The organism is Synechococcus sp. RS9909 (assembly GCF_014279595.1).
Taxonomy (GTDB): domain Bacteria; phylum Cyanobacteriota; class Cyanobacteriia; order PCC-6307; family Cyanobiaceae; genus Synechococcus_C.
In genome coordinates, this window is sequence record NZ_CP047943.1 from 1,356,790 (window position 1) to 1,369,987 (window position 13,198).

At 64.9% G+C, this 13,198-nt stretch carries 12 protein-coding genes; 3 read left to right on the forward strand and 9 right to left on the reverse strand.

What is annotated here, in order from left to right; all coding sequences use genetic code 11:
* Position 1: 1 nt before the first annotated feature.
* The 3 genes from SynRS9909_RS06880 to rpmG form a co-directional block, all read right to left on the reverse strand.
* Positions 2-1,975 (reverse strand): ribonuclease catalytic domain-containing protein, encoded by a 1,974-nt coding sequence (locus SynRS9909_RS06880; RefSeq protein WP_007102506.1) that lies wholly within the window; start codon positions 1,973-1,975, stop codon positions 2-4.
* 72 nt (positions 1,976-2,047) lie between these two features.
* Positions 2,048-2,269: a 30S ribosomal protein S18 gene (gene rpsR / locus SynRS9909_RS06885; protein WP_006041316.1), complete on the reverse strand. Its 222-nt coding sequence runs from the start codon at positions 2,267-2,269 to the stop codon at positions 2,048-2,050.
* Positions 2,270-2,307: 38 nt separating this feature from the next.
* On the reverse strand, positions 2,308-2,502 hold the full coding sequence (rpmG, locus tag SynRS9909_RS06890; RefSeq protein ID WP_007102505.1) for a 50S ribosomal protein L33: 195 nt from the start codon (positions 2,500-2,502) through the stop codon (positions 2,308-2,310).
* A gap of 108 nt (positions 2,503-2,610) precedes the next feature.
* Between rpmG and pheT the strand changes: the two genes are divergently transcribed.
* A complete protein-coding gene (gene pheT, locus SynRS9909_RS06895; protein ID WP_007102504.1) occupies positions 2,611-5,061 on the forward strand; it encodes a phenylalanine--tRNA ligase subunit beta in 2,451 nt (816 codons plus the stop codon).
* Here the strand turns inward: pheT and rlmD are convergent.
* Positions 5,051-6,436 carry a 23S rRNA (uracil(1939)-C(5))-methyltransferase RlmD gene (rlmD, locus tag SynRS9909_RS06900; protein WP_007102503.1) on the reverse strand — a complete coding sequence of 462 codons (1,386 nt, stop codon included), beginning with the start codon at positions 6,434-6,436 and terminating at the stop codon, positions 5,051-5,053. The two genes, pheT and rlmD, sit on opposite strands and share 11 nt — an antisense overlap.
* 81 nt (positions 6,437-6,517) lie before the next feature.
* Between rlmD and SynRS9909_RS06905 the strand changes: the two genes are divergently transcribed.
* Complete coding sequence (locus SynRS9909_RS06905) at positions 6,518-7,012, forward strand: allophycocyanin subunit alpha-B (protein WP_007102502.1); 495 nt, start codon at positions 6,518-6,520, stop codon at positions 7,010-7,012.
* A gap of 536 nt (positions 7,013-7,548) precedes the next feature.
* Here the strand turns inward: SynRS9909_RS06905 and SynRS9909_RS06910 are convergent.
* Together SynRS9909_RS06910 and SynRS9909_RS06915 are read right to left on the reverse strand one after the other, a co-directional pair.
* The gene (locus tag SynRS9909_RS06910) at positions 7,549-8,559 is read right to left on the reverse strand and encodes a hypothetical protein (RefSeq protein ID WP_007102501.1); all 1,011 of its coding nucleotides are present in this window, start codon (positions 8,557-8,559) and stop codon (positions 7,549-7,551) included.
* 26 nt (positions 8,560-8,585) lie between these two features.
* A complete protein-coding gene (locus SynRS9909_RS06915; RefSeq protein ID WP_050752642.1) occupies positions 8,586-10,199 on the reverse strand; it encodes a DUF3370 domain-containing protein in 1,614 nt (537 codons plus the stop codon).
* Between the two features lie 213 nt (positions 10,200-10,412).
* Here SynRS9909_RS06915 and SynRS9909_RS06920 point away from each other — a divergent pair, with 213 nt between their 5' ends.
* Entirely contained in the window at positions 10,413-10,601 is a 189-nt protein-coding gene (locus SynRS9909_RS06920) for a hypothetical protein (protein WP_007102499.1), read from the forward strand.
* A gap of 2 nt (positions 10,602-10,603) precedes the next feature.
* Here SynRS9909_RS06920 and SynRS9909_RS06925 read toward each other — a convergent pair whose 3' ends face one another.
* From SynRS9909_RS06925 to SynRS9909_RS06935, 3 genes are read right to left on the reverse strand one after another with little or no spacing between them, the layout of a single operon-like run.
* Complete coding sequence (locus SynRS9909_RS06925) at positions 10,604-11,245, reverse strand: sigma-70 family RNA polymerase sigma factor (RefSeq protein ID WP_007102498.1); 642 nt, start codon at positions 11,243-11,245, stop codon at positions 10,604-10,606.
* A gap of 42 nt (positions 11,246-11,287) precedes the next feature.
* A complete protein-coding gene (locus SynRS9909_RS06930) occupies positions 11,288-12,214 on the reverse strand; it encodes a DUF4922 domain-containing protein (protein WP_007102497.1) in 927 nt (308 codons plus the stop codon).
* Between the two features lie 18 nt (positions 12,215-12,232).
* On the reverse strand, positions 12,233-13,192 hold the full coding sequence (locus SynRS9909_RS06935) for a SpoIID/LytB domain-containing protein (RefSeq protein WP_083774534.1): 960 nt from the start codon (positions 13,190-13,192) through the stop codon (positions 12,233-12,235).
* Positions 13,193-13,198 lie beyond the last annotated feature (6 nt).

Sequence of the window (13,198 nt, forward strand, 5' to 3'; positions counted from 1 at the left end):
ATCAGCTGGTTGACGCCACCAGCTTCAGCTGATCGCGCAGGGAATCCACCTGCTGCACGCGAAGGAGCAGCGCTTCGCCAGGGTGGGTGTTCTGGGGGCACTCCGCGGCCAGGTCCATGGCCAGCTCCTCGATGCGTACCAGACCGAGACGATCCTGGGGGCGAAGCCAGCGCAGGAAATCGGCTTGCCACTGTTCGCTGCTGTGGGCTTCAAACCACACCTGCTGCCAGTGGCGCTGATCTTCTCTGGAGATCGCGATGCCTTCGCGCACGGCGCTATCGACACTGTTCAGCAGCTCCTGCAGAGCGTCCCCGCCAAGGGGAGTGGTGCCGCTGAGCTGCGCCTGGATCTGGCGTTGCACCACCAGATCGCCGTAGCGACGGATCGGTGAGGTGGCCTGGGCGTAAGCCGGCAGACCCAGGCTGAAGTGGGGCGCTGCAGTCGTGCCCATCAGCCCGCGGCCGAGACAGCGCTTGATCGCCGCAAAGCGCACCGCCCCGTCAGGAAGCTCATCCAACTGAGCGGGCGACGGCAGATCCGCCGGCAACTGGCTGCGAAACGGCAAGGCCAGGTTGTGCTCCACGCCAAAACGGGCCGCCACCGCCCCGGCCAGGATCATCGCCTCGGCCACCATCAAACGCGAGGGGCTGGGCTCGGTGATCGCCACGCTTGGATGATCATCGTCACGGCAGCGGATCCGCCCTTCCGGTAGGTCCATCAACAGCGCCCCCTGACTGACGCGCCACTGACGGCGGCGCTCCAGCAAGTCGTTCAGCTCCGCCAGGTCCGCCTCTTCCGGCGGAGCAAAATCAATCAACTCATCGGCATCCTCGTAACTGAGCCGGTAGCGCGGTGTCACCCAGCTGCGCGCAATGCCATAGGCCTCGATGGCACCGCTGTCGTCCAGCTCCACCCAGGTGCTCCAGGCGGGATTGCGCTGTCCGGCCCGGAGGCTGAAGGGACCGGTGGAGAGGATGTCCGGGAACATCGGCAGGATCCCCCGCACCAGATACAAGCTGCTGCCGCGACGGCGTGCCTCCAGATCGAGAGGAGACTCCGCTGCCACCAACCGCCCCGGATCGGCCACATGGATCCAGATCCGTAGTTTGCCATCGGGCCTGCGCTCCAGAGCCAGGCCGTCATCGATGTCGCGGGTGTCGTCATCGTCGATGGTGACGCAGCGCTGCTGGGTGCAATCGAGCCGCTCCTCATCGCCGGGCAGGATCTGGTCGTGCAACGCGAGCAATCGCTCCGCCTCCGCGATCAGCTCGGCGCTGAAACCCTGGCTCCAGGTGGTGCCGCCCATCGACACCAGGTGATGGGGGTCCCACTGCCCCAGGTCCACAAGCCAATGGCGCAGGCTGCCGCGGTCGTCATCGAGGTGGAGCTGTTTCAGTGCGCTGCGCACCAGGGGGTCGCAGTCATCGAGATCCAACTGGGATGCGGCCACCTGTTGCATCTGCAGCAGAGCGGCTTGCGACCAGGCATCGAGGCCGGAGGCTTCCACAGGCTGGCGTTGACGCAACAGCGTCAGCCAGCGCTGCTCCTGGCGATCACGCAACAGCAGCCGATAGCGCTCGCAACGTCGTTGGCGCACATCGGCGAGGCTGCGGGGTTCCACCACCCCCTGGCGAAGGCGAAACAGATCCTGCCCAGCCTGCAGAGCCAGCCACACGGCAGCACGGGCCACGGCCGAATCAGCGGCGCCCACAAGGGAGGCAAAGCCAGCAAGATCGAGCGTCTCACCCGTGTCCGAAAGCAAGACCCAGGCTTGGCCCCAGTCGCGTCGCTTGGGACTGACTTCTGTGAGCTGCTCAGGCCTGAATGACCATGGAAAGACCCCCAACCGGGCCGGTGGGTCCACACCGGACGGCAGGGGGTGAATGGGATCGATCTGACGCGCAGGAAGCACCTGTTCCCGCGCCTTGAAACCGACCTGAAGGCGGACTTTGCTGCCCTGAACGGCCAGAACCACGGCCAGCGCTGGGGACTTCTGGTCGTTGATGCCGACCAGATCACCCGGGTGATGGACCGCTGCAGCCAGAGATCAGCCCTCGGGATTCACAAAAGGCAGAAGCGCCACAATGCGGGCGCGCTTCACCGCGTTGGTGAGGTCACGCTGCTGCTTGGCGGTGAGGCCGGTGAGACGACGGGGAAGGATCTTGCCGCGCTCAGTAATGAACTTCTTGAGCAGATCCACATCCTTGTAATCGATGGGATCGCCGGGTTTGATCGGGGAAAGACGCTTCTTGAAGAAGGAGCTGGACATGACTCAGGAACGCTGGTGGATGGGGAAGACCTGCAAGGTCACTTGATCTCCTTATGGGGAGTCGACTTGTTGCAGTGGGGACAGAACTTCTTGATCTCCAGCCGTTCGGTTGTGTTCCGGCGATTCTTCTCGGTGGTGTAGCGAGACACACCGGGAGAGCGCTTGGCGGGATTGGACCGGCATTCGGTGCACTCGAGAGTGATCACGATCCGGACGCCCTTGTTCTTGGCCATAAAGGACGTTGCGCCGCAGTTGCGTAGCGAAGTGACAAACAACGAGCCTACAGGGCCGTTGCCCTCCCTTTGGCCTCCGTAGGATCAATCGCCGTTCCGATCGTCCCGATGCGGGTTTCCCTCTCCTGGCTGCAGGATCTGGTGCAGGTGACTGAACCCGCCGAGGCTCTGGCCGAACGCCTCTCGATGGCCGGCTTCGAGGTTGAGACAATCGATGATCTCAGCAGCCTGGCCCAGGGCGTGGTGGTGGGGCACGTGCTCGAGCGGGAGAACCATCCCAACGCCGACAAGCTCAGCGTCTGCCGCGTCGATGTGGGTGCAGCCGAACCGCTGCAGATCGTTTGCGGTGCCAGCAATGTGCGCGCTGGCATCCACGTGCCCGTGGCCACCGTCGGCGCCGTGTTGCCTGCGGTGAACCTCAAGATCAAGGCCGGAGAGCTGCGCGGTGTGGCCAGCAACGGCATGATCTGCTCCCTCACGGAACTGGGGCAACCCAGTGCGGTGGATGGCATCGCCGTGCTCGAGGAGCTCAGCAGCGCGCCCTTGGTGGTGGGGGCGCCGATCGCCCCGGTTCTCGGTTTGGATGATGTGGTGCTGGAGCTGGCGATCACCGCCAACCGACCCGATGGCCTCTCGATGACCGGCATTGCCCGCGAAGTGGCCGCCCTCACCGGAGCCGATCTCAGCCTGCCGGCGTTGACGCCCCCAGCGGAGCAGGGCGCCCTGGCGGTGGATCCGGCCAGTGCGGAGGCGATGCGGGCCGGCGGGATCTACGCCCTCACCGAAATCAACGGCGTCAACGCCTCTGGCCCTTCGCCCGACTGGTTGCAGCGACGTCTGCAACGGGCGGGCATGAACAGCGTCAATCCGGCGGTGGATCTCACCAACCTGGTGATGCTGGAACTGGGCCAGCCCCTGCACGCCTTCGACGCTGATGCCCTCGAGCGCCTCTGCGGCAACGGCGTGCAGGCAGCGGATTTCGGGCTGCGTCAGGCCCGGCAGGGCGAGACGTTCCGAGGCCTCGATGGTCGAGATCTGAGCCTCGATCCGCGGGCCCAGGTGGTGACCTGCAACGACATGCCGATCGCCCTGGCCGGCGTCATGGGCAGTGAGGCGAGTGGCGTCACCGCCCAGACCACCAGAATCTGGCTGGAGTCGGCGATGTTCTCGGCAGCCTCGGTGCGCAACACCGCCCGCTGCGCCGGGCTGCGTACGGAGGCGTCCAGCCGGTATGAAAAAGGTCTGCCCCGAGAGGTCACCCTGCTGGCTGCACAGCGGGCCTGCAGCCTGATTCAGGAGCACTGCGGTGGCCAGGTCGGTCCCACCCTGGTGTGCGAGGCGCCGATGGCGGCCGCCCAGCCCCTGCTGTTACGGCGTGATGCCCTGCACCAGCTCCTGGGACCGCTGGACACGCCGGAGGGGCCGGAGGATCTGGAGGACGGAGCAATCGAGCGCTGTCTTGAGGCCCTCGGCTGTGATCTCACCAGCATCGAGGCGGGCTGGCAGGTGGCGATTCCACCGTCGCGGCGTTGTGACCTGGTGCGGGAAGTGGATCTGATTGAAGAAGTGGCCCGCCTGATCGGCTTTGATCGCTTTGGCTCCCATCTTCCCGATCCCCTCAGCCCCGGTGGCCTGACACCCCAGCAGACCGCTGAACGGCGCCTGCGCCAACTGCTCTGCGCCACCGGTCTGCAGGAGGTCACCACCCTGTCGCTCACCGGACCCTCCGACGACGACGACCGCATCGCCATCGCCAATCCGCTGCTGGCGGAAACCAGTCACCTGCGCACCAGCCTCTGGGACGAGCATCTGCGCATCTGTCAACGCAATCTGCAAGCGTCCCAACCCGGTTGCTGGATCTTTGAACTGGGCCACGTGTTCTCTCGCCAGGGCGAGAGCGGAACGATCGAACAACGCGGCCGCCTCGGCGGCATGATCTGCGCCGAGCGCCGCCTGGAGCGTTGGAGCAGCAGCGGCAAACCCGAGCCCCTCAACTATTACCAGGCCCGCGGTCTGCTGACGCGCCTGTTTGCCGGCCTGAGGCTCGAGGTGTCTGATCGCCCCCTGCGCAACGACGTGCGGCTCCATCCCGGCCGCAGTGCCGAGCTGATCCTGGAGGGCCGTCCCCTGGGCTGCTTCGGGCAGCTGCACCCCCTGGTGTCGGAGCGGTTTGATCTGCCGGAGCAGACCTATGGCTTCGATCTGGATCTGGAGCGGTTGCTCCAGGCCGCCACCCGCAGCAACCGATGGGTGCCCGCCTTCAAGCCCTATCCCACCGTTCCCGCGATGGAACGGGACCTGGCGGTGCTCGTGCAACGCAGGCAGACCTCCGCTGAGCTGATTCAGGCGATCCGTAAGGCGGGCAAACCGCTACTGGAGAGCGTCGAGCTGATCGATCGGTTTGAGGGCGGCCAGCTGCCGAGCGATCAATGCAGCCAGGCCTTCCGGATCCGTTACCGCAGCCAGCAGGCCACGCTCACCGACGATGCTGTGCAACCGGTGCACGACAAGGTGCGTCAGGCCCTGGTGAAGCAATTCGGCGCCGAACTCAGGAGCTGACCCGCTCCAGCAGAGCCAGGCACTCCAGGTGGCTGGTCTGGGGGAAAAAGTCGAACGGTTGGAGCCTGTGGATCCGATAGGGCGCCTCCGGTCCCGCCAACCGCGCCAGATCCCGCGCCAGCGTGGCCGGATCGCAACTGAGGTAGGCGAGCCAACGGGGCGGGCAGGCGAGGATCTGCTCCGTTACCGACGGATCCAGGCCCTTGCGGGGAGGGTCCACCACCAGGGCCTGATGCTGCGGCAGAGCTTCGGCCAGGTGGTGCTGCACATCGCCGGCGAGGAAGCACACACCGGTCAAGCCGTTGTGCTCGGCGTTACGCCGGGCCTGCTCCACCGACGCCTGGTGCACTTCCAGCCCAAGCACGCTGTGGCCTGCGGCGGCGAGGGGTAAGGCGATCGTGCCGATCCCGCAATAGGCATCAATCACGGCGATCGGCCCCGCCTGCGAGAGCAACCATTGGCTCAGGCTCAGCACCGCCCGCTCCGCCTCGGTTGTGTTCACCTGAAAAAAGGTGGTGGAGGCCAGGGTGAGCTGCAGACCGCAGAACGTCTCCTCCACGGTGCCGGCTCCGGCCAGGGTGAGGGTCTGCGGGCCGAGCACGGTGTTGGTGCGTCTGGGTTGGAGGTTGAGGGTCACACCCTTTACCTGGGGCCAGCGATCACACCAGCCCTGGGCCAGCCTGTGCACGCCGGGCAGTTCGGCGGTGCTACTGATCAAGGTGATCAGCACCTCGCGGCTGCGGGTGGCAAGACGCAAGCCCAGGTGGCGCAGGCCATCGCCCTGGTGCAGATCGGCATCGGCGGGCCAGCCTGTGGCTTGCAGATCCGCCTTGAGCGGCGCCAACAACTCATCGAGGCCGGGATCCAGCACCGGGCAATGGTTCAGATTCACCAGCTGGTGACTGCCTCGCTTGTAGTACCCCAGGCGCAGCTGCCCCTCCGAATCACGCTGCAGCGGCAGCAGGGCGCGGTTGCGATAGCCCAAGGGTGGGCCCATCTCTGATGGCTCCAGCGGGTCCACCGGGTGATGGAGGCCACCGATCCGGCTGAGGGTCTGCACCAGGCGATCGCGTTTCCAGGCGCTCTGATGGGCATTGTCCCAATGCTGAAGGGTGCAGCCGCCACAGCGCCTGACGAGGATGCAGGGGGGCGTGCGGGCGCCTGGGGCGGCGAAAAGGGTTTCGAGGCGTCGGCCGATCCATTGCGAGCGCCGCCGCTGCACCAGCTGCACCCGGGCCAGTTCACCGGGGAGCAGCTCGGGGATCACCAGCACCCAGCCCTGCCAGCGGGCGATGCCTTCACCACGCAGGTTGAGATCCTCCCCCTTCACCGTGAGGGTTAGACCGGGACGGGGGGCGGTTGCGTTCTCGGCCATTGCAAAGGCGTTACACCCAGGCCATCCACCGCGGTCGACAGGCCGGAGAGCACTAAACTCACCCTCAGCATGCCAGCTGCCATGAGCGTTGTTCGGGATCTGATTCTCCAGGCCGATGACGATCTCCGTTATCCGACCAGCGGCGAATTGCGCTCCATGGTCGATTTCCTGGGGCAGGGAGCGATGCGCCTGGCGGTGGTGCGGATCCTCACCGACAACGAGAAGAAAATCGTCGATGAGTCGGCGAAACAACTGTTCAGCCGTAAGCCTGAATACGTCGCCCCCGGTGGCAACGCCTATGGCCAGAAGCAGCGGGCCCAGTGTCTGCGCGACTACAGCTGGTATCTGCGCCTGGTGACCTACGGCGTCCTCGCCGGTAGCACCGAGATGATCCAGAGCATCGGTCTGATCGGTGCCCGCGAGATGTACAACAGCCTCGGCGTGCCGATGCCCGGGATGGTGGAAGCGATGAAAGCGATGCGGGAAGCCTCTCTGGCCTTGCTCTCCGATGAGCAGCAGTCGCTCGCTTCCCCCTACTTCGATTTCCTGATTCAGGGCATGCAGACCACCACCTGAGCACAACCTTCACGCCTCTCTGTGAATCGATTCAGCGCCGGCCCAAGGGCCGGTATTTTTTTTGCACTCAAGTCTCACTCACCCTGCATGAGACGCAGCTCAGGTCTAGTGCCTATTCTTATCCAAGACACAAGAGAACTTATCTCCGATCGCCCTAGTCCGATCTCCGCCGCCTCGGCTGACGTCCCGGTGCCCTCCAATCGCTTGCGTATCTGCTTCTACAGCAGATACGCAAAAGCTAAAAAGACCGTCAGCACAAGGATATCCAATGGCACTGCGTGGCCTGGACAAGGACAACCGCCGTCATGGACGCTGCCTGGGGAAACAATGGCCGCACATCACCCCACGCCTGCACCCCGTGGTCGCCAGCGCAAATCACCTGAAAAGTACAACTAGAAAGCCAACCCTACTACTAAGCCCGGACCCGCCGATTAAAACTGCACGATTTTTCATTGTTGATGAGAAACAGAGAGTCTCAGGCATCTCTAACAAGACACTCTCTCGGTCCAGGTATGCATCTCATCAGGGATACATGATCAGTGATCGCGATAGAGCTCGCGCAGCATCTGATAGGCCTCATTCAGACGGCGCATGCCATCGGTGGATCCACCCGCGTCGGGATGGCTCTGCATCGCCTGCTGCTTGTAAGCTTCGCGAATCGCACGCAGGGTCAATGACGCACCCGCCTGCGTCGGCAGGCCAAGAAGCCGCAGGGCACCATGCACCGTCATCGTGGATTCGAGCGTTTCGAAGGAAGTGATCCGGCGACTGCGCTTGAAGCGATTGACGAAGCGGCGAATCAGGGTGGGGATTCGGTTCTGGAGATCAGAGGTGGCGAAGGGGTCTTCCAGCACGCCGGCCACCACCATCACCTGGGCAAAGGAAGGCTCAGCCAGAAGCCAGCCCGGGCAGCGGGGCTGAAGTTGTCGCCCCAGCTCCGACCAGGTGAAGATCCGGCCCTCCAGGCCTTCCGCATGTGGCCAGATGTCGCGCGCCAGCCAGAGCATGGCGGCTTCCAGCACGGTGGCACCCGGAGCCTGGCCATAGAGGTTCACCCAGTGCGCCTGGGCCAACTCGGCGCAATGCTGCAACAGGTCCGGCTCAATTGCCGGCAACACCATCGCCTCCTCCAGCGACTCTGGTGCTTCTGGCTCGCGCCGCAAGCTCTCGCGCAGAGTGCGACTCTTGCGTCGCACAAAGCCGGGCAGGTCAATCCCAGGGCGTGTCGCAGGCTCAACAGGCGGGAGTGAATCTGCGGCGTCGGCGGAGGATTGGCCATCCAGACGGCGCAACACCTGACCTCCGATCAACACCAGGGCCCGATCGTCGCGATAGGTGCCTGGCTCGTTCGCTTCTGGTGCGGGATCCTGTGGCGAGGGCAGCACGTCCTCACCATCCGTGGGGAACACCTCTTCCAGCAGACGGGTCAGACAATCACCCCGACCGCGCAGTCCCCACTCGCTGCGCAGGGAATCAAGCCATTCGACGAGATGTTCCGGCAGCTCGACACTGATGCGTCGACGACCGTCTCCTGCAGGCGCGCTCACTCAGCCGTCGTCGCTTGCGGCCAAGACTATCGGCCCTGCAGACGTTTGAGCCACTCCTGCTGGGCACGGATCGCATCGCGATAGCGCTGTTCCAGCGATTGATTGAGGCGATTGGGCATGATCATCGCCGGCGGCATCGGATTGAGACCACCGCTGGGGGCCACCAGCACGGGCGGCGGTGGTACGGGGGCCGTCGGTGGCTGACGCTTGGGCTTGGCCACCGGCTGGGCGGCGGGCTTCACGGCAGGCTGGGCGACAGGTTTCGCGGTGGGTTTGGCTTTCGTTGTGGCGGGCTTGTCGGTGGCGGGCTTCGGTGCGGCGTTGAGATTGGGCGGAGCCTGGGCTGGGGTGACCTGACGCTTTTTCGCCTCCTGCTGAGCCCGTCGCGCCGCCTGTAACATCTCCTCGCGCTTGCGGAGCATGGCCAGCTGCTGCACTGGCACCACACTGAGCAGGTGGCCCGGTGTGGCATCGGCGGGATAGACCAGGCTGACGCGCACCGGGTTCACCTGGCCGCCCTTGAGATTGAGCTGGGCGATCGGCAGGCTCTGGCCCGACTTGAGACCCACATGGACTTCCTGATAGCCCTCCTCGGTTTTGATGCCGATGGAGCCACGGAAGGCGGTGAATGGCGCCCGGCCGGAGGCGACGGGATGGCTGAACACCAGCTCGTAGGGACCCTCGCCGGTGAGATTCAGATCCACATCAAAGCGAACGCCATAGGTGCCCACATTGTTCACGGCAGAATCCACCATGCGGGTCTTCAGTTGGTTGACCTGGATGTCGCGGGTGCCGAAATGATGCTTGCGGGTGCTGGTCAAGGGCACGTGCAAAGGCCCCTGGCCGAGGTCATGGCGGATCGACGCTTCGTATTCATCGCCGAGGGCCACCCCCGCCACCCGCGAGAAGATCTGACCGGCCTGAATTTCTCGGATCCGATTCAGATAGATCCGGCCGGGAGCAAGCCGACCTTGATCCAGCACGGCCACCAGATCCTGATCGCGTTTCGTTTCCTCTGCCGCCACAACAGCCATCTGGAAGGGTCCATCACTGCGGCCCTTGAGCAAGCCGTTGGCGATTCCCCTTGCCGGTAACACCGTGCTCACAATCACTTTGCGGCTCCTGGGCGGAATCACCACTTCGCGTAGCAAACGACGATCCAGTTCACCGCGGAGCATCTGCACAGCGGTGGCATCACCCGGGCCGGTGTTCCAGGGCCTGGGACCAAGGGGTTTGACCCCCATCAATTTGTTGGGGTGATAAGGAGCCTCGAAACTGTTTTTCACCGACCCCCGCTCGAATGTGAGGGTCACTGGCTGATCGCCCGGATTGATCGCAATCGCCGCAATAGTTAACAAGCCGCGTTGACGGCGTCCTCCCAACTTGCTGGCATCACTTGGATAATATTTGTGATGCATATGCAAGCCAAATTCACCATTGAACGTGTAACTGGCGTTTCTTAATGGTTGATTGTTTTCGCTGGCGATCGCCGACCCCGGTGTGGTGCTCACAAGAATGCCCGGCCCCTCGACAATCTCCGGTTGGTTGGAGTGAAGAACGGGCACATTGTTGAAACTGCCGTTGAGCGGCTTGGCCCGCTGGCCAGCCATCAAGGGCACGTAAGCCCGTGAGGGCGCCATCCACACCGCCTCGACCGTTGCAAGCGAGACGCCCGCCAAGACCAGGAGTGGGATTCGCTGAGACACCTGAGATGTGGCGAGGGTCGGATTGGGGCGGTTGAGGCTTACCAACCCGCGCAAGCCCCAACGTTAAACATGACCACCCCGGAAGCCAAGCACTCCCCCAACGACCTGATCGATTCGACAGGATGGAGGCGAGATCTTCCTAGCGACATGCTGCCTCCCTTCTGCGCCTCCAGTTGCCAAAGCACCGATTGGCGCCACAAGCACCAGAAACGGAAGTTGGAGATGCTGCGGTTCTGGCGCGATGGCATCGAGCGCCAGCTCGCCGCCATCAATGCAGCGATCAGCACCCTGGAGGGACAGATCGAGCGCGATCAGCCAACCGTCACCCAGGGCTGAGTTCAGCTCACCAGCGGGCTGCAGGTCGTGGCCAGACGCTGCAGCCCCCGGCGCAGGCGCCGTTGCACCGTCATGGCGCTGACGCCCTGCTCCCGGCCGCACTGCCTGAGGCTGAGGCCTTCCAGCACCACGCTGCGGACACTGCGCTGCTCAACCACCGGCAATCGCTTCAGTTGCCGCGCCAGTTGTTCGCGCGTCTCCCGCTGGCTCAGATCCGACCAGCCACCATCTGCCGGCGGCGTCATCGCCTCCACATCACGGCCCTGGTCGTCCAACGACCACCAGCGCCCCTGGTTCCGGTACAGCGCCATGGCGAGAGCGTCGCCCCGTTGCTCAGTTCCATCCTCACCACGGTTCAGACGCTGGGCCCGTTCCTGCAGGCGGCGCGGCAGTTTCACCAAGCCCCGGCTGTCACGCAGGTAGTGCAGGATCGCTCCCCGCACATGCGGCCGGGCAAAGGCCTCGAACGGCACCCCCTTGGCGCCGTCATAGAGCCCGGCGGCTCGAATCAAACCGAGACAGCCAACCTGGAGCAGGTCATCCCTGTCTTCGCCGCTGCGCTGGGCGTAATGGCGGGCAATCGGCTGCACCAGCCGCAGGTGTTGTTCCACCCGCCGGTTGCGTTGTTTGGTTGAGGTTTTCATGGGTCTGAAGCGTCGACGTCAGCTCGATCTGCCGCCGTCTCTTCAGCGATTCATATTCACATCAGCGCTGCCAACCGTGGAAGCACGGATATTAGGAACCACCTCCCGCAGCAAGGCCTCCGGTCCGTGGCGCTCAAGCCAGTTGGCATCGGCGTGGTCGGTGAGCAACAGATAGCCGGCAAAACCGAGGCCATTGATGCTGAAGCCGTGGCTGTGTTCACGCTCGCGGTGAATCAGGGCCATCCACTGCGGCGTCAGCAACAGGTTGTAGGGATGGGCTGGGGCAGCGGCGCTCTCCGGATCACCCAGCTCCAGGCTCAGCGCCAGGCGCCTGTAGAGCCGCTGCAGGGTCAAAGCGGGATCGGAATCGGCTGACAGTCTCTCTCGAGCCAGAACGGCGCAGGCGGCCCGCAGCGGATCGCCTGCCAGGCGCTCGTGGCCCCGCCCCCCCGGCTGGTCGTTGGTGAATCGAATCTGAGTCTCGAACCAGTGCTGCCTCGGGCAAAGGGCCTCCGAGGCGCTGCGGGGCAACAACTGCAGATGGCGATGGGGCTGGCTGGCACCGGCCAAAGGGCCGCTGTTGAAGAACCACAGCCCCGTGGTGTCGGCATCCACCTGCGCCACGGCACGCCAATCGTTGGCGGTGAGCCAGGCTGCCTGGGGCACCCAGTCGCGACTGATCAACAACAGGTGACCGCGTTGCACGGGGTATTTGTTGAGAATCAGCACGTGGTCGTCCGCCACAGGCTCCACTTCAAGGCGGTGATCCCAGGGCCGGAATGGATTCGGTTTCGGTCCGGCAGGGCGGAGATGGCGGGGTAGGCGACTGCGCAGACGACGGCACTCAAAGCCGGCGTCCTGCTGCGAGGCCAGGGGAAGCAGCTCGGTGTCGAGCGGTTGCAGGGCCCCCTGCGCCAAGGCCGAGGCACTGCGCTCCAGGGCCCGCTGCCAGATCCTCGCCTCAGCCATCCCCCTCAACCACCTCCTTCAGCCATCCGTGCGCAGCCGGGCCAAGGCAGCGCCGGTGTAGTAACGCCCGAGGATCTCATTGAAACGTAGTCCCTCGCTTGCCAGTTGCTGGGCACCGGTCTGGCTCATGCTGGCACCGAGATGGCCATGGGCTTCGCGGCTGATCTCGCTCGAGGCGGCATAGAGGCTCTCCACCAGCCCGCCGCGATAGCTGAGCACCATGCCGCGGGTGGCGGCTGTTGCCTGGCGGGTCGCGTCGGTGCTGGTGGCCTGGCCGCCATAGGCCTGCCAGCGGGTGGTGTCACCGAGGTTGTAGAGGCGGCTCGCCGGACGGACCAGATGCACCAGCGCATAGGAGCGTGCGGCGACGGCCTGGGCTTTCAAGGCTTCGCTGCGCCAGTGGCTGGGCATCTCCGCCCCCACGACCGAGGCGACATAACGCTCGAGATCGAGCACATTCACCGCCAGCCAGCCGGCGTCCTGGCGATGGAATTCGATCAGACCCGGGTAGGCACGTCCATTGAGAACCAAGGCGCCATCTGCAGGGGCCTCACAGAACCAGCGCCCGTCGCCCCGCTCCAACCAGAGCGGCAGCTGATCCAAGGCCAGGCGCTGGCCAGCCGCCGTGCGGCAGCTGGCGGAGCCGCTGCTACGCACGGAGCGAATCGGCGCCTGACTGAGCAGGGCCACCCGCAGACGCGGATTGGGGGATGCCCCGGCGGGAGGCACCTTCGGGACCGGGAAGCCGCGCGGCTGCGCCGGCTGTGCCGATTGGGCCTCCGCCTCTGTTGGGCGCGCGCCAGGCTTGGTGCTGGGATCCGATGCCGCCTCGCCATGCAGCAGCGCCTCCAGGAGGGGCTCCTGCCCCGACCCTGGCGACGGGGGCTGATCAACGCTCAACCAGGGCCTCCGGCCCAGGGCCAGGCCCCCCAGCGTCAGCACGGGGAGCAATCCCACCAGCGCCCATCGGCGAAGCATCCAGGC

Bases quoted from the DNA above. Each gene is read 5' to 3' on its own strand.
- pheT (WP_007102504.1), top strand. From the start codon at position 2,611: ATGCGGGTTTCCCTCTCCTGGCTGCAGGATCTGGTGCAGGTGACTGAA.
- SynRS9909_RS06935 (WP_083774534.1), bottom strand. From the start codon at position 13,192: ATGCTTCGCCGATGGGCGCTGGTGGGATTGCTCCCCGTGCTGACGCTG.
- rpmG (WP_007102505.1), bottom strand. From the start codon at position 2,502: ATGGCCAAGAACAAGGGCGTCCGGATCGTGATCACTCTCGAGTGCACC.
- SynRS9909_RS06915 (WP_050752642.1), bottom strand. From the start codon at position 10,199: ATGGCGCCCTCACGGGCTTACGTGCCCTTGATGGCTGGCCAGCGGGCC.
- rpsR (WP_006041316.1), bottom strand. From the start codon at position 2,269: ATGTCCAGCTCCTTCTTCAAGAAGCGTCTTTCCCCGATCAAACCCGGC.
- SynRS9909_RS06920 (WP_007102499.1), top strand. From the start codon at position 10,413: ATGCTGCCTCCCTTCTGCGCCTCCAGTTGCCAAAGCACCGATTGGCGC.
- rlmD (WP_007102503.1), bottom strand. From the start codon at position 6,436: ATGGCCGAGAACGCAACCGCCCCCCGTCCCGGTCTAACCCTCACGGTG.
- SynRS9909_RS06925 (WP_007102498.1), bottom strand. From the start codon at position 11,245: ATGAAAACCTCAACCAAACAACGCAACCGGCGGGTGGAACAACACCTG.
- SynRS9909_RS06905 (WP_007102502.1), top strand. From the start codon at position 6,518: ATGAGCGTTGTTCGGGATCTGATTCTCCAGGCCGATGACGATCTCCGT.
- SynRS9909_RS06930 (WP_007102497.1), bottom strand. From the start codon at position 12,214: ATGGCTGAGGCGAGGATCTGGCAGCGGGCCCTGGAGCGCAGTGCCTCG.